The 15,824-nt window shown below is 29.1% G+C and carries 14 protein-coding genes; 10 read left to right on the top strand and 4 right to left on the bottom strand.

Features of this window, described 5'->3' with window-relative positions; all coding sequences use genetic code 11:
• The 3 genes from ACO409_RS03500 to rnmV all read left to right on the top strand — a co-directional run.
• The coding region (locus ACO409_RS03500) for a zinc ribbon domain-containing protein (RefSeq protein ID WP_485554870.1) at nt 1-122 on the top strand (122 nt) is incomplete at its 5' end.
• Nucleotides 123-303: 181 nt separating this feature from the next.
• Complete coding sequence (locus tag ACO409_RS03495) at nt 304-1,791, top strand: aminoacyl-histidine dipeptidase (protein WP_485554868.1); 1,488 nt, start codon at nt 304-306, stop codon at nt 1,789-1,791.
• 17 nt (nt 1,792-1,808) lie between these two features.
• A complete protein-coding gene (gene rnmV / locus ACO409_RS03490) occupies nt 1,809-2,390 on the top strand; it encodes a ribonuclease M5 (protein WP_485554866.1) in 582 nt (193 codons plus the stop codon).
• A gap of 376 nt (nt 2,391-2,766) precedes the next feature.
• On the opposite strand, the gene prfB is transcribed toward rnmV, so the two are convergent.
• The 3 genes from prfB to ACO409_RS03475 all read right to left on the bottom strand — a co-directional run bounded on the left by prfB (nt 2,767) and on the right by ACO409_RS03475 (nt 5,876).
• Nucleotides 2,767-3,862 (bottom strand): peptide chain release factor 2 gene (gene prfB / locus ACO409_RS03485; RefSeq protein ID WP_485554864.1). Its coding sequence is split into 2 segments (ribosomal slippage): nt 2,767-3,789 and nt 3,791-3,862, totalling 1,095 coding nucleotides; the frame shifts between segments, so codons are not numbered across the junction.
• Between the two features lie 123 nt (nt 3,863-3,985).
• The gene (locus tag ACO409_RS03480; protein ID WP_485554862.1) at nt 3,986-5,020 is read right to left on the bottom strand and encodes a 2-hydroxyacid dehydrogenase; all 1,035 of its coding nucleotides are present in this window, start codon (nt 5,018-5,020) and stop codon (nt 3,986-3,988) included.
• Nucleotides 5,021-5,240: 220 nt separating this feature from the next.
• Nucleotides 5,241-5,876, bottom strand: coding sequence for a hypothetical protein (locus ACO409_RS03475; RefSeq protein ID WP_485554860.1), 636 nt, complete (start codon nt 5,874-5,876; stop codon nt 5,241-5,243).
• Nucleotides 5,877-6,367: 491 nt separating this feature from the next.
• On the opposite strand from ACO409_RS03475, the gene ACO409_RS03470 reads away from it, so the two are divergent.
• The gene (locus ACO409_RS03470; protein WP_485554858.1) at nt 6,368-7,630 is read left to right on the top strand and encodes an aspartate kinase; all 1,263 of its coding nucleotides are present in this window, start codon (nt 6,368-6,370) and stop codon (nt 7,628-7,630) included.
• Between the two features lie 58 nt (nt 7,631-7,688).
• Nucleotides 7,689-8,888 (top strand): homoserine dehydrogenase, encoded by a 1,200-nt coding sequence (locus ACO409_RS03465; protein WP_485554856.1) that lies wholly within the window; start codon nt 7,689-7,691, stop codon nt 8,886-8,888.
• Between the two features lie 169 nt (nt 8,889-9,057).
• Here the strand turns inward: ACO409_RS03465 and ACO409_RS03460 are convergent, their stop codons facing one another.
• The gene (locus ACO409_RS03460; RefSeq protein WP_485554854.1) at nt 9,058-10,833 is read right to left on the bottom strand and encodes a 1-deoxy-D-xylulose-5-phosphate synthase; all 1,776 of its coding nucleotides are present in this window, start codon (nt 10,831-10,833) and stop codon (nt 9,058-9,060) included.
• A gap of 277 nt (nt 10,834-11,110) precedes the next feature.
• Between ACO409_RS03460 and rplM the strand changes: the two genes are divergently transcribed.
• The 5 genes from rplM to ACO409_RS03435 all read left to right on the top strand — a co-directional run bounded on the left by rplM (nt 11,111) and on the right by ACO409_RS03435 (nt 15,820).
• Nucleotides 11,111-11,545 carry a 50S ribosomal protein L13 gene (gene rplM, locus ACO409_RS03455; RefSeq protein WP_485554852.1) on the top strand — a complete coding sequence of 145 codons (435 nt, stop codon included), beginning with the start codon at nt 11,111-11,113 and terminating at the stop codon, nt 11,543-11,545.
• 13 nt (nt 11,546-11,558) lie between these two features.
• Entirely contained in the window at nt 11,559-11,957 is a 399-nt protein-coding gene (gene rpsI / locus ACO409_RS03450; RefSeq protein WP_485554850.1) for a 30S ribosomal protein S9, read from the top strand.
• 175 nt (nt 11,958-12,132) lie between these two features.
• Nucleotides 12,133-12,960 (top strand): Cof-type HAD-IIB family hydrolase, encoded by an 828-nt coding sequence (locus tag ACO409_RS03445; RefSeq protein ID WP_485554848.1) that lies wholly within the window; start codon nt 12,133-12,135, stop codon nt 12,958-12,960.
• Between the two features lie 251 nt (nt 12,961-13,211).
• Nucleotides 13,212-14,477 (top strand): hydroxymethylglutaryl-CoA synthase, encoded by a 1,266-nt coding sequence (locus tag ACO409_RS03440; RefSeq protein ID WP_485554846.1) that lies wholly within the window; start codon nt 13,212-13,214, stop codon nt 14,475-14,477.
• A gap of 44 nt (nt 14,478-14,521) precedes the next feature.
• Complete coding sequence (locus tag ACO409_RS03435) at nt 14,522-15,820, top strand: hydroxymethylglutaryl-CoA reductase, degradative (RefSeq protein ID WP_485554844.1); 1,299 nt, start codon at nt 14,522-14,524, stop codon at nt 15,818-15,820.
• Nucleotides 15,821-15,824 lie beyond the last annotated feature (4 nt).

The raw sequence follows: 15,824 nt of genomic DNA, 5'->3' as shown, positions 1-15,824 counted from the left end.
AAGAGGAATTGAAATTATCAGAAAGAAGTTATAAATGTGAGTGCTGTGGAATTGAAATTGATAGAGATTACAATGCGGCACTGAATATAAGAGATATTGGAAAAGAAATGTTAAAATATTAGGAAACAAAAAAACAGGGTAGGAACTACCCGAAGAGCTTGGTAAATATATTTGGCTAGTCATACGCAGATACTTCCCAAGAAGCTTCCGCTTCTAAAAGCGGGAGTAGTTCACTAAAATTTGACAAAATAAATATTCTAAAAAAACTTAAATTATCAAACAAGCTTAACGAAAGGGAAAAAAATGAAAATAGAAAATTTATATCCTAAAAAAGTTTTTCACTATTTTAGTGAAATTTCAAAAATACCAAGAGGTTCAAGAAAAGAAAAAAAAATTAGCGACTGGATTGTAAACTTTGCAAAGGAAAGAAATCTTAAAGTCGTTCAAGACAAGGCTTTAAATGTATTTATAAAAAAACCTGCCACAGCTGGATACGAAAAATATTCGCCACTTATTTTACAAGGACATATGGATATGGTTTGGGAAAAAAATAAAAATACAAAGTTTGACTTTGAAACACAAGGAATAGAACTTGTTGTAGAAGATGGATTTTTAAAGGCAAAAGGGACTACGCTTGGGGCAGATAATGGAATTGCAGTAGCTTATGCACTTGCGATACTTGATAGTGATGACTTGAAACATCCAGAACTTGAAATAATTATTACAACCGATGAAGAAGATGGAATGAGCGGAGTTAATAACCTTGACTTTGGAATTTTTTCTGGAAAAACACTTATAAACTTGGATACAGAAGAATACGGGCAAGTTTATGTAAGCAGTGCAGGTGGTGCGAGAATTCTTAACGAATTTAACTTTGATACAGAAAAATTAGAAGAAGATGATACTGTAATAAGTGTTGATGTAAAAGGACTTCTTGGAGGACATTCTGGAGCTGAAATTCATCTAGGACTTGGAAATTCTAATAAAATTTTGGCAGAAGTTTTAAACCATTTGAATAAAAAATATACACTTTCAATAATGGATATTGATGGTGGAGAAAAGACTAATGCAATACCTAGAGAAGCTGTGGCGATACTGGCTGTAAAATTGGGAGATGAAAAATTCAGCGATTTTGAAAAACTGGCAAAATTAGCTTTTGAAAATGTAACAAAAGATTTTAAAATAATTGATAAAAATCCTATTATTGAAATAAAAGAAATAAAAAAAGATGAATTAAAAAATCAAGGGAAATTATCAATCTCTAACACAAATGCTGTTATTTTGTTTTTCCATGAATTTCCAAATGGAGTTATTGCAATGAGCAAAGATATTGAAGGACTTGTGGAAACTTCAATAAATTTAGGAGTTATAAAAACTGAAAATAAAGATGGAAAATTAACAATAAAAATTCAATCATTGCCAAGAAGTTCAGTAAACAAATCACTTGAAAGTTTACTAAATGATGTAAAAGAACTTTCTAAAAAATATGAAGTGGCAGTAAAAATAAATTCACCATATCCATCTTGGGAATATCGAAAAGATTCAAAAATCCGTGACATTGTTGTAAATTCATTTAAGAAAATAACAGGAAAAGATCCTGAAATTAAGGCAATTCACGCTGGACTGGAATGTGGAGTTTTTGACAACAATATGGAAAATGTCGATATTGTTTCAATTGGGCCTAATATTTATGGTGCTCATACACCTGAAGAAAGAATGGAAATAGATTCTGTTGGAAAAACTTGGAAATTGCTTCTAAAATCTATGGAAGATTATAATATAAAAAAATAAAAAAAAGGAAATATCAAATGAAAAAAAAGCCAAATAAGCAAAAAGAAAAAATAAAAATAAAAGAAATTATAGTAGTTGAAGGAAGAGATGACATAACAGCCATAAAAAGGGTTGTCGATGCACACATTATCGCCTTAAATGGATTTTCTGCATTATCTAAAAAAACAATAAATAAAATAGTTGAATTGTCAAAAAATAATGACTTAATTTTATTTACAGATCCTGATTTTGCAGGAAAAAAAATTCGTGATACATTAAAAAAATATATTCCAAACATAAAACATGCTTTTATAAGCCAAAAAAATGCTACTAAAAATGACAATATTGGAGTAGAAAATGCCAATGATGAATCAATTTTAGAGGCATTAAAAAATGTTATCACAGCGAATCAAAATATTGAAAATAGATTTAGTATTGAAGATTTGATTGATAATGGATTTGTTTCTGGAAGTAATGCAAAAAAACGTAGAGTAATGCTTGGAGATATGTTAAAAATAGGCTATTATAATGCAAAGCAGCTTTTAAAGGCCCTTAATTCATTTAATATTTCACGGGAACAGTTTGAAAAAACTGTTGAAGAAATAAATAAAAGTATTTAAAAAAGTTTTAAAAAAATATTACGATATTTAAAAAATTATTGAATTTTTTAGAAAATCCGCCTTGATTATTTTAACTTTTTTTACTTATACATTTACTTTTTTAACGTAAGGGCATCAAATGCCATGCCCTTACAACCCAATTTATGCAAAACTTTTTTACTTATAAAAATTTTCAAAAAATTATAGCAAAAACAATTATTTTTTTTTTAAAACAACTAAATTAAGCAAGCATTAATTACCCCAATTTTCTACAAAAAAATAAATTACTCTAGATCCAACAAATTTAAATCCTCATTTTTTAAAATCTTTATTAATTTTGTTAGAAATTCAGCAGTAATAAACGCTTCTAACACATCTTTCCAATTTAGAAATATTATTAAGATTTTACATATTTTAGATATTCATTTATAAATAAATCAATATCACCATCCATAACTTTTTCTACGTTCCCTTCTTCAGCCTTTGTTCTATGATCCTTTACCATTTTATATGGCTGAAAAACATAAGAACGAATTTGACTTCCCCATTCAATTTTGGATTCAGTCCCTTTTAATTCTGACATTTCCTTTTCCCTTTTGTGCAGTTCTAATTCAAATAGTCTTGATTTTAATATTTTCATTGCAGTTTCACGATTTTTTAGCTGTGAACGTTCATTTTGGCAAGTAACTACTGTATTTGTAGGAATATGTGTAATTCTAACAGCTGAATCTGTTGTATTTACATGCTGTCCTCCTGCGCCGCTTGCTCTATAAGTATCTATTTTCAAGTCTTCTGGACGAATATTTATTTCAACGTCATCTTCTATTTCAGGTGTAACATTCACTGCAGCAAATGAAGTATGACGTCTTGCATTTGAGTCAAATGGTGAAATCCTAACAAGTCTATGAACTCCTTTTTCTCCTTTTAAATAACCATAAGCATAGCTTCCTTTTATGTTTAATGTGATGCTTTTTATTCCTGCTTCTTCTCCAGCCAAACTGTCAAGCACTTCAACTTTGAAGTTATGGTGATTTGCCCATCTGTCATACATTCTATAAAGCATTTCTGCCCAGTCACATGCTTCAGTTCCTCCAGCTCCAGAATTTATTGTAAGAATTGCATTGTTTATATCATATTCTTCATCTAATAGTAATTTTGTCTTAAATTTATCGATTTCACTTGTCAAATCTTGCGATTTTTTAGAAAGTTCACTTTCAAATGAATTGTCTCCCATTTCAATAAACTCAATAATTGTAGAAACATCTTCAAAAAGTCCGTTTAATTTATCGTATTCTTCCAAAATTTTTTTCTTTGTGCTAATACTTTTTAATATTTCCTGACTGTTTTCTGTATTCCAGAAATCTGCTTCAAACGTTCTTTTTTCCAAAGAATTAATTTCATTTTTCAAATTTTCAATGTCAAAGATGCCTCCTAATTTCTTCGATATTAATTTTATTTATTTCATTTTGTTTTTTTATTTCAAACAAATCCATATTTATACACCTTTCTTTGTTTACTAAAATTTTAAAAAAAAATATTAAAAGAAGCTGCTTTTTAAAACAGCCTCTCTTTAAGTTTTTAGAAAATAAAAACTTTTTTTATATTTTAGATAATAATTATTTTCTCAAACCTTCAACAACTTTACCAGTTTCTTCATTATACCAAACTTCGTTTACTAATGGTTCTTCTTTAACATAAGATAAAATATTGTTAAATGTTGCTTCGGCGATGTTATCTAATGCTTCTTTTGTCAAGAATGCTTGGTGAGAAGTTAATACAACATTATTAAATGATAATAATCTAGCTAACAAGTCATCTTCTAACACAGTTGCTGATTCATCTTCAAAGAAGTAACTGCTTTCATTTTCATAAACATCAAGTCCTGCTCCACCGATTTTTTTATCTTTTAATCCTTCAACTAATGCTACAGTATCAATTAATCCACCTCTTGCGGCATTAATAATGATAACTCCATCTTTCATTTTAGCAATTGTTTCTTTATTGATTGTGTGTCTTGTTTCAGGGAATAACGGACAATGTAATGAAATTACATCAGAATTTGCAAATACTTCATCTAATGTTACATAAGTGAAATTTTCTTCTTTTGCAGCTTGTTCGTTAGGGAATTTATCATAACCAATAACTTTCATTCCTAATCCATTTAAAATTCTTATGAAAATTCTTGCTATTCTACCAGTTCCTATAATTCCAGCTGTCTTACCATTTAAGTCCATTCCAGTTAATCCTGCTAAACTAAAGTTTCCTTCTCTTGTTCTGTTATAAGATTTATGAGTTTTTCTGTTTACTGACATAAGTAATGCTAATGCATGTTCAGCAACAGCATACGGAGAGTATGCAGGAACTCTTAAAACGGTAATTCTGTTTTCACGGGCAGCCTTTAAGTCAATGTTGTTATATCCAGCACATCTTGCCGCAATTACTCTAACTCCATTTTTTGAAAGTATATTTAATACTTTTGCATTTAAGTCATCGTTTACGAATGTACATACAACATCTTGATATTTTGTAAGCATTACATTTTTTAAACTTAATTTTTCCTCAAAATAAGTAATATTTGCTCCAAAAGTTTCATTCCATTTGTCAAAAAATTCGATATCATAAGGTTTTGCATCGAAAACTACAATTTTCATTTCACATTCCTCCTAAAAATTTATTATTATCTTCTATATTCATTATAGCAAAAAAAATTGGATTAAGTCAAATAGTTTTACAATATTTTATTATTTTTTATTTAATTAATACTAAATTTCATTTAAAAATCAATATAAGAATTTATTTATTTTATATTTATTATAAAAACAATTTATAATTAAGTATCAAAAATGACTCATTCCTGAGCCATTCTAAATATTAATTTTTTTTGTTTTTGTAATAACTGTCTCTTATTTCTTTTAAAATTCGTTGGGCTTTTTCACTTTCTTCTTTACTACGTTTTATTGTTTCAACATTTCCCTTGCTGTCAGATTTGATTATAACTTTATCTGTATTTTTTGAATCATTTGACGGTTTTGCAGCTTTGTTACCGCTAAAATAGCTTGCTCTTGCTTCTTTTAATGCTTTTTTAGCTTTATTAATTTCTTCTGGCGTTAATTCATGCTTTTGTGTAGCAGGAACTTCTGGTTCAGGTGTAAAAACTGGGGCTGCATCAGTAACTTTGACTTTTTCTTTTTTATCACGTTTATTTTGCTCTCTTTGTGATTTTTGTTCTGCAGCTTTTTGTTTTCTTTCATTTTTTTCGTCAGCTATACGTTTTTCTTTTTCTGCTTTTTCCTGTTGAATTTGTTTTTCTCTTTCTGCTTTTTCTTGAGCCAATTTTTGTTCTTTTTCTGCTTTTTCTTTGGCTTTTTCAGCTTCAATCTGTTGTTTTTGAACTTTGTAATAATCATCTCTTGCTTTTTTTAATATAGTTTGTGTCCCAATTGCAAACAGTGGGATTCCTACTGCTAAAATAGATGTTATAATTATTAATTTTTTCTTGTCTTTCATAATTTTCCTCCTAATTCGACTTTAAGTCAAAATAAATTTAAATATATTTTAAAATAGTTTATTCATCTTTACATAATCAACTACTTGTTATATAAATCACAAAAAAACTTAAACTATATTTCACAGTTAGTGTACCACAATTTTTTTGTCTTTTCAATTTATTTTTACTTAGTATTCTTTTTGATATTATTTACCGTTATAATAACTAATTTAAAACTGAACTTAAAAATCTATGCTTATTTTATTCAAACCATAAGTTTATGTAATTTTTAACAGTTAAATTTTAATTTAAAAAATTCAAAATTTATTTAGATAAGTCATTATAAATTTTTTCTCCAATTTTTAAGCAATTTGACTATAAATAATTTTTTTATTTTATAAAATATCTAATTTGCCTTGATTTTTTGGCTAGAATATGGTATTCTTTGCTAGTACAATATTGAGTTTATTAAATTGGTAAAATGGTTAAATTTTATAAAATAGGAGGCAGTATGGCTTTAATTATACAAAAATACGGCGGAACTTCTGTCGCTAATGCAGAACGTGTGAAGGAAGTAGCTAAACGGGTTGTAAAATATAAAAAGGCTGGACATGATGTAATTGTCGTTGTGTCTGCACCAGCTGGAAGAACTGATGCATTAGTAAAAAGAGCTTATGAACTTTCAGATAAGCCTAATAAGCGTGAATTTGACATGCTTTTGACTTCTGGAGAACAAATCTCAATCGCATCACTTGCAATTGCTATTGAAGATTTAGGAGAAAAAGCTGTTTCACTAAATGCCTTTCAAGTTAATTTTAAAACAACGTCTGTACATACAAAGGCAAAAATAATCAACATAGATACACAGATTATACAAGAAAAATTGGATGAAGGAAATGTAGTAGTATTTGCAGGATTTCAGGGAATTACCGAAAATAACGAAATTACTACACTTGGACGTGGTGGTTCTGATACGACTGCTGTTGCATTAGGAGCAGTGCTTAATGCTGACGAAGTAGAAATTTATACTGATGTTGATGGAGTTTATACAGCAGATCCAAGAATTGTTAAAAATGCAAGAAAATTAAAAACAATCTCATATCAAGAAATGTTAGAACTAGCAGCATCCGGAGCAAAAGTTCTACATCCAAGATCAGTTGAAATTGCTGCAAAATATGGCATTAAAATACACTTGCGTTCATCATTTGATAATTCAACAGGGACAATTGTTCAAAAAAATAAAGAGTTTGACGAATTAGTAAATCAAAATATTGACACAGAAGGAGACGCTATGGAAAAAGTAAAAATTGCAGGTATCACATCTTCTAAAAACGAAGGTAAAATCACACTTTCAGGTGTTCCTGACAGACCTGGAATTGCCGCAAAGGTATTTTCTAGACTTGCAAAAGAAAAAATTAATACTGATATAATTTTACAAAGTTCAAGTATTAACAAAGAATTAAACAATATATCATTTACCGTAAAAAGTGATGATTTGAAAGAAGCTGTCGCTATTTCAGAACAAATTAAAGATAAAATTGGAGCTGAAAGCGTTTCTTATGAAGAAAAAATTGCAAAAGTTTCTGTTGTTGGAATTGGGCTTAAAACCCATTATGAAACTACTGCTGAAATTTTTGACACGCTTGCTGAAAATGGTATAAACATTGACATGATTTCTTGTTCAGAAATTAATGTTTCTTGTATTATCAGCGAAGAAGATGTAAACAAGGCAGTAAACGCACTTCATAAGAGATTCATTGAAATTAATAATTAATTTATTCAAAAACTATTAGAATTTAATAAAACAATCGAAAGAGAGGATTTTAGAAAGTATGAAAATAGGAATTATTGGATTAGGAACTGTAGGAGAAGGAGTTCTTAAAGTACTAACAAATGAAAAAGAAAGCATCTTTGAAAAATCAAGAGCTGATATTGAAGTAAAATATGCATGTGACTTAAATATAGATAGAGAGTTTTCATTTGATTTTGATAAATCTATTCTTACAAATGATTACAAAAAAGTATTAAACGATCCTGAAATTAAAATTGTTGTGGAACTTATCGGTGGAGAAACTATTGCAAAAAAAATAATTATCGAAGCATTTCAAGCAAAAAAAAGTGTCGTTACAGCAAACAAGGCATTAATTGCAAAATTTGGAGTTGAATTATTCCAAATTGCTAAAGAAAACAGTGTTTCATTTTTATTTGAAGCGGCTGTAGGCGGAGGAATTCCTATTGTTACGCCTTTAATGGAAAGTTTAGTTGCAAATACAGTTACTGAAATTCGTGGAATTATGAACGGAACTTCAAACTATATCTTGACAAAAATGAAAGAAGATAACTTATCATTTGATGAAGCATTAAAAATCGCCTCTGAAAAAGGATATGCAGAAGCTGATCCTACATTTGACGTAGATGGAATTGATGCAGGACATAAAATTAACATCTTGGCTTCACTTGCCTATGGAGGTTCAATCAAATTCAAAGATATGCAATTATCAGGAATAAGAGAAATCAGTACAGTTGATATTTTTTCAGCAAATAAGCTAAACTCAACTATAAAATTGATTGCAAGTTCAAAATTACTATCTGAAAAATCAGCACAAATTTCAGTTGAGCCAACATTAATTCCAAATAATGAAATCCTAGCAAAAGTCGACGATGTTTACAATGCAATTGAAACAACAGGTTCATATACAGATAAGACTTTATTTTATGGAAAAGGAGCTGGAATGGATCCAACTGCTTCAGCAGTAGTGGCTGATATTGTAAAAATCGTAACAAGAAACCACATTGAATCAGACTACTTCTTTAACTCTACAAAAGTATTTGAAATTGTAGATTCAAACACAGTAAAAGATTCTTACTATGTTAGAGTTTCAGATGATTTTGACATAGAAAATTCACCATTTGAACTAATAAATCAAATTGAAAATTACTACATTATCTTGGCAGATAATATTTCAAAAAATGAAATTAACGAAATTTTGAGAGATGCTAAAGAAAAACTTGTATTAAGAATTATGAAATAAAAATAATTGAAAAGGAAAAATCTTATGAATCCTAAACTTGAAGAATGGGAAACATATCTTTATCCAGTTAGCGAAGAAAGTTACACTTATTAAATAAAATAAAGTCAAAAAAATCAGGAATATTATCAAATGTACTCCTGATTTTATTTTATCTTATTTAAATTTCAAATTATTTAATAGCCATTAAAATATCCTCAACAATCTGTTCTTTTGTAAGTCTATTTTCTTCAAAAAACACATCATAAGAAATTTCATCAGTAAATTCTTTTTTAGCACCTACATTAAGCACTTTCATGTCAGAAGTACTGTAAAAACTAGAAATTTTTGTTCCAAATCCACCTTCTTTTTGTCCACTTTCCAATGTAACAACTAATTTATGATTCCGTTTTAATTCATTCAATAAATTTTCATCAAGACCACTTATAAATCTAGGATTTATTAATGTTGCATCAATTCCAACTTTTTCTTTCAATAATTCCTTCACTTCTTTACCTAATGCAAAAAATTCTCCTAATCCAATAATCGCCACATCATTTCCTTTTTCCACAACTTTATAGCTATTCAAGTTAGAATAATCTTTATCCACATCTGTTTCAGAATGTTGAACCGCTCCACCAGGCACTTTTATAAATACTGGATTTTCATTTTGACCAATCGCCCAATCAAGCATTGCTAAATATTCTTCCTTCGTAGTTGGTGCCAAATACACAATATTCGGTATATTTGAAATCATTGGTATGTCAAAATATCCTAAATGTGTTACATCATTCATACCTTTCAATGTTCCACCAAATACTAAAGTAACTGTTGGTGCTTTATTTATTGCAATGTCATGAGATATTTGGTCGTAAGTTCTTTGAATAAAAGTGCTAATTACACCAAATACTGGTTTTGCACCATTTGTTGCCATTCCTGATGAAAAAGTTGTTGCATGTTCTTCAGCAATTCCAACATCAACATATTGTTTTCTCAATTTATCTAATTTTTTTCTTCTGTCTTTTGTAAATCCAAATCCCATAGGCACACCAGCATTAATAAATGTAACTGTCGGATCTTTTTCCATTTTATCTGTCAAGAAATCAAATGTTATTGTTCCGAATTCCTCTTTTGGTTCAGGCTTAGTTTTTGGTTCTCCTGTTATTGGATCAAAATTTGCACTATAATGCCAAGGTTCTCTATCTTTTTCAGCATATGGCAACCCTTTTCCTTTTATTGTATGAATATGTAAAACTATCGGATGATCAATATCCCTTACTTCTTCAAACACTTCAATCAATTTATTAATATCGTGTCCATCTGCCACATATTTATAATCTAATCCAAGCGATTTAAAGAAATTATTTGGTGCCTCACCATTACTTTCTCTCAATTCCCTTAAATTTTTATACAATCCACCATGATTTTCCGCAATTGATTGATCGTTATCATTCGCAATAATTATCAAGTTTCCACCTTGTTCAGCAGCATTACTCAATCCTTCATAAGCAAGTCCTCCACTTAGTGAACCATCTCCAATCAATGCAATTATATTTTCTTTAGCACCTCTCAAATCTCTAGCTTTTGCAAGTCCTGACGCTAAACTAACTGATGTTGAAGTATGTCCAACCCTAAAAAAATCATGTTCACTTTCATCTTGGTCAGTATACCCATTAACAGTTTTAAATTTATCCTCATAAAGAAATCCATCTTTTCTCCCTGTTAAAATTTTATGTGGATAAGCCTGATGCGACACATCAAACACAATTTTATCAATTGGCGAATTAAACACGTAATGCAAAGCAATCGTCATTTCAACAACACCAAAATTAGGACCTACATGTCCACCTTTAGGATAATTCGTCAATCTATTTAATAACGCCTTTCTTATATCTGCCGCTAATTCAACCAATTCTTCTTTTTTTAAATTTTTTAAATCTTTAGGCGAATTTACTTTTTCTAATGCCATTCTTCCCTCCTATTATTTATTAAATTAATTTTTTACAAAAATTTTATGATAGAATTGTAACAAATCTTTTTTATAATTTCAAATACTTTTTTTACAGCTCACTATACTTTTTAGTTATAAAACATTTTAAAAAACAAAAAAATTATCAAAGTAATGAAAATATCAAGGAAATTCACTTGACAAGTAGGAAGAAATGATATATAATTAACTAATATGAGCCTTTCCCACAAAGGACCGTTATTCTATAAATTAGAGAATAAAAACAGGAGGAAACAAAGTGAGTAAATACACTGTAATGCAAAAAAAAGAAGAAGTTGTAAGAAACTGGTATGAGATAGACGCAGAAGGAAAAGTGCTTGGAAAATTAGCCACTGAAATCGCAGTAAGATTAATGGGTAAACATAAACCAAGCTACACACCGCATGTTGATGGAGGAGATTTTGTTATCGTATTGAACGCTGATAAAATTGCTGTAACAGGAAACAAATTATTAGACAAGAAATATTACAGACATAGTGGATATCCAGGTGGATTGAAAGTAAGAAATTTAGAAGAAATGTTACAAAAACAACCTACTGAAGTAATCAGAAAAGCTGTAGAAAGAATGTTACCTAAAAACAAATTAGGAAGCCAAATGATTAACAGATTGAGATTATTCACAGGAGCTGAACATACACATACAGCACAAAAACCAGAAAGAATAGAATTATAGGAGGTAAATTTTCGTGTCAGGAAAAATTCAATATTTAGGAACTGGAAGAAGAAAAACTTCAGTAGCAAGAGTAAGATTAGTACCAGGTGAAACTGGAGTAGTAATAAATGGAAAAGATATGAGAGAATATTTTGGTGGAAGAGAAATCTTGGCTAAAATAGTTGAACAACCATTAGAATTAACAGAAACATTAAACAAATACGGAGTAAAAGTTAATGTAAATGGTGGAGGAAACACAGGACAAGCAGGAGCAATCAGACATGGTGTTTCAAGAGCTTTATTATTAGCTGATGCTGAATTAAGAGGAGCTTTAAAAGAAGCAGGATTCTTAACAAGAGATTCAAGAATGGTTGAAAGAAAAAAATATGGGAAAAAGAAAGCAAGAAGAAGCCCACAATTCTCAAAAAGATAGGAAAAATTATAAAAAAAGATATTTTATATGCCCTTGGAAACACTGGTTTTCAAGGGTTTTTATTTTGCAAAATTTATTAAATCTATTGAATATTTTTTAAAATTGAGATATAATAAAATCACTTTAAAACAGTTTGACAGGGAATAATAAAATTTTTCAAAAGAAAGGATAAAATATGATAAAATTAATCGCAATTGATATGGATGGAACTTTACTAAATGAAAAAAAGCATATTGATAAAGCACAAAAGGAAGCTATTCACGAAGCAATAGAAGCTGGAATAAAAATTGTCCTTTGTACTGGTAGACCTTTATACGGAATTTTACCATTTTATAAAGAACTTGAACTTCATGAACTTGACTCAGAAGGATATGTTATTTTGAATAACGGATGCTCTATTCACATGACAAAAAGCTGGAAGCTAATCGACCAGGTAAGTTTCTCTTCCGATGACATTGAATACTTATACAAATTCTGTGAAGGATATGATATAAACTTTACAATGGTAAATGATGTGTATTATTTTAATATAGGTAGAAAACCTACCAGCGAACTTACTAAAGATGCTGGATTTGTTTTTGCTGATATTACAGATATAAGTCTTGATGAGGCAAAAAGTGGAAAACATAAAATAATGAAAATAATGTTTCTGGGAAATCCTGAAATAATGGCAGATTTTCAGGAAAAAAATGAAAATATTATAAAAAGTAAATATAGCGGTGTATTAAGCCAATCTTATGTTTACGAAGTCTTCCCAAAAGACAACAACAAAGGTACTGGATTAAAAAAACTTGCTGAAAAATTAGGAATAAAGCGAGAAGAAGTAATGGCAATTGGAGATGGAAATAACGATATAGAAATGTTTGAATATGCAAATTATAGCGTTGCAATGAAAAATGCTACAGAACTTGCTAAAAAAACTGCAAAATATGAAACTGATAGCAATGAAAATGACGGTGTGGCAAAGGCAATTAGAAAATATGCTCTAAATTACTCAGATTAAATATATCTTTTTAAATTTTATTAAAATTAAAGAAACAAATATAACCAAAAAACAATTAATATAGAAAAACTAATTTAAAACCGAACTCAAAAATTACAACTATTTTACTCACCCCTTAGGTTTATATGATTTTTAATAGTTTAATTTTAAATAGTTTTGAGTATAAAATTAAAAGTTTATAAGGTTATATTTTTTTATAAGCCGTTGATATTTCAATTTTTTTATAGTACAATATATAAGAGCTATATTTAATGAATAACTTAATGATTCTTTCAAAAAATATTAAAAAGAAAGGGCTAAATTTTATGAAAATTAAGGAGATAAAAGAAAAAATCAAAATAGGAATAGATAAAATTGGTTTTGCAATGCCAAAATATTTTCTCGATATACGAGATCTAGCACTTGGACGAAATGAAAATGAAAATAAATTTGTAAAAGGGCTTATGCAAAGCGAAATGAGTATTTCACCAATTACAGAGGATATTGTATCTCTTGGTGCTTCTGCTGCTACACAAATTATTAATGATGAAGATAAAAAAAATATTGAAATGATTCTTGTTGGAACAGAATCAGGAATCGACCAAAGCAAGGCATCAGCTATTTTTATTCATCATCTGCTAAATATTCAGCCTTTTGCACGATGCGTCGAAATCAAAGAAGCCTGCTACGGAGCGACTGCTGCACTAAATTTTGCAAAAAATTATATTGAAAAAAATAAAAATGCTTCTGTACTTGTAATTACTTCGGATATTGCAAAATACGGAATTGAAACTCCTGGTGAATCTACACAAGGTTCAGGAAGTGTCGCAATGTTAATAAAAAAAGACCCCAGAATTGCTGTTATAAATGATGAAAATGTATGTCAAACACGTGATATTATGGACTTTTGGCGTCCAAATTATTCAGATTTTCCACATGTTGATGGACATTTTTCAACAAAACAATATCTCGACTGCCTTACAACAACATTTAATGAATACAAAAAAAGATATAATCAAGATTTATCTAATTTTAGTGCTTTTTGTTTTCATCTTCCCTTTCCAAAACTTGGATTAAAAGCAATTAATTCAATTTTAGAAAAAGATATTAAAAAAGATGTGAAAAATAACTTTTTAGAAAAATTTTATACTTCAATAATTTACGGAAAACGGGTTGGAAATATTTATACTGGTTCTCTTTATCTGAGTTTGTTATCATTAATTGAAAATTGTAAGAATTTAAAAGGTGGTGACAAAATTGGAATGTACAGCTATGGAAGTGGTGCTGTTTGTGAATTTTTTAATCTAACTCTTGTAGATGGTTTTAAAAATTATTTGCGAGATGACAGGTTAAATGACTTTGAAAATAGAAAACAATTATCAATCAAGGAATATGAAGATATGTTTTTTGAAAAAATAGTTTTGGATGATGAAGGAAATTGTGATTTTTCCAATAATAAATTTATTCAGGAAAGTGATAATTCATTTGTTCTTGCAAAAATTGAAAATCATAAAAGAGTTTATAAAAAAATAAAATAAATAAACTAAAATTATGAAGCAACTGAAAGGATTAATCTTAAACTATGAAAAATGAAACTAAAGAAAAAACAAAAAAATTAAATTGGCTTGGCTTTCAAAAAAAAGAACGAACTGAGCGAATACAAATGTTAAAAGATAATGGCTTTTTAACTGAAGAATTTGAACAACTTCTGAAAAAAAACGAAAACTTATCTCTTGAAACTGCAAATCAAATGGCTGAAAACGGGATTGGAACATTTGCTTTGCCATTTAGCATTGCTCCAAACTTTATCGTTGATAGAAAAGATTATGCTGTGCCAATGGTTACTGAAGAACCATCTGTTGTAGCAGGGTGTAGTTATGCAGCTAAAATTATTGGAAAATCCGGTGGTTTTATAACAAAAATTTTAAATAGAAAAATGATAGGCCAAGTTGCGTTATATGACATTTTAGACTTTGATAATGCAAGCTCGATGGTTTTGGAAAATAAAAATGAACTTTTGAAAATTGCAAATGAAGCTTATCCATCAATTGTGGCACGTGGTGGTGGTGCAGTTGATATTGAAATTAAAAATATTGATGAATTTTTGATCGTTTATTTAATTGCCGATGTAAAAGAAGCTATGGGGGCAAATATTTTAAATACAATGCTTGAATCTATAAAAATCCCACTTGAAAATATTACAAATGGAAAAAGTTTAATGGCAATTTTATCAAATTATGCAACTGAATCTCTTGTAAAATCTGAATGTGAAATAAATATAAAATTACTTAGTCCTTCAATAGAAACTGCTATTAAAACTGCAAAAAAAATCGAACTTGCAAGCAAATTTGCAAAACTTGATATTTATCGTGCTGCAACTCATAATAAAGGAATTTTCAATGGGATTGATGCTGCAGTAATTGCAACTGGAAATGACTGGCGTGCAATTGAAGCTGGCGGAAATGCTTTTGCTGCAAAAAATGGCAAATATGAAGGGCTTACAACTTGGACTTTTGATGAAAGTACAAATAAATTAAAAGGTGAACTTATCCTTCCAATGCCAATTGCAAGTGTAGGTGGATCAATAGGATTAAATCCAAGTGTAAAGGCTGCATTTAATATTTTGAAAAATCCTGATGCCAAAACTTTGGCAAGTATTATTACTTCTGTTGGACTTGCTCAAAATTTTGCCGCAATAAAAGCACTTGTTACAACTGGAATACAGCACGGTCACATGAAATTGCAAGCTCGTTCGTTGGCATTATTCGCTGGTGCAAATGGTAAAGAAATTGATATTATTGTAGAAAAACTTTTGGAAAGCAAAAAAAGTATTAATTTAGAAAATGTAAGAGAAATTCTGGAAGAAATAAAAAGTGAATAAAAAA

Source organism: Leptotrichia sp. (assembly GCF_057270615.1).
This window is presented reverse-complemented; position numbering and strand designations above follow the sequence as displayed.

Coding starts and splice junctions, on each gene's coding strand:
- ACO409_RS03465 (WP_485554856.1), top strand. CDS start 7,689: ATGAAAATAGGAATTATTGGATTAGGAACTGTAGGAGAAGGAGTTCTT.
- ACO409_RS03440 (WP_485554846.1), top strand. CDS start 13,212: ATGAATAACTTAATGATTCTTTCAAAAAATATTAAAAAGAAAGGGCTA.
- ACO409_RS03445 (WP_485554848.1), top strand. CDS start 12,133: ATGATAAAATTAATCGCAATTGATATGGATGGAACTTTACTAAATGAA.
- ACO409_RS03460 (WP_485554854.1), bottom strand. CDS start 10,833: ATGGCATTAGAAAAAGTAAATTCGCCTAAAGATTTAAAAAATTTAAAA.
- ACO409_RS03475 (WP_485554860.1), bottom strand. CDS start 5,876: ATGAAAGACAAGAAAAAATTAATAATTATAACATCTATTTTAGCAGTA.
- ACO409_RS03470 (WP_485554858.1), top strand. CDS start 6,368: ATGGCTTTAATTATACAAAAATACGGCGGAACTTCTGTCGCTAATGCA.
- ACO409_RS03495 (WP_485554868.1), top strand. CDS start 304: ATGAAAATAGAAAATTTATATCCTAAAAAAGTTTTTCACTATTTTAGT.
- ACO409_RS03480 (WP_485554862.1), bottom strand. CDS start 5,020: ATGAAAATTGTAGTTTTCGATGCAAAACCTTATGATATCGAATTTTTT.
- ACO409_RS03435 (WP_485554844.1), top strand. CDS start 14,522: ATGAAAAATGAAACTAAAGAAAAAACAAAAAAATTAAATTGGCTTGGC.
- rnmV (WP_485554866.1), top strand. CDS start 1,809: ATGAAAAAAAAGCCAAATAAGCAAAAAGAAAAAATAAAAATAAAAGAA.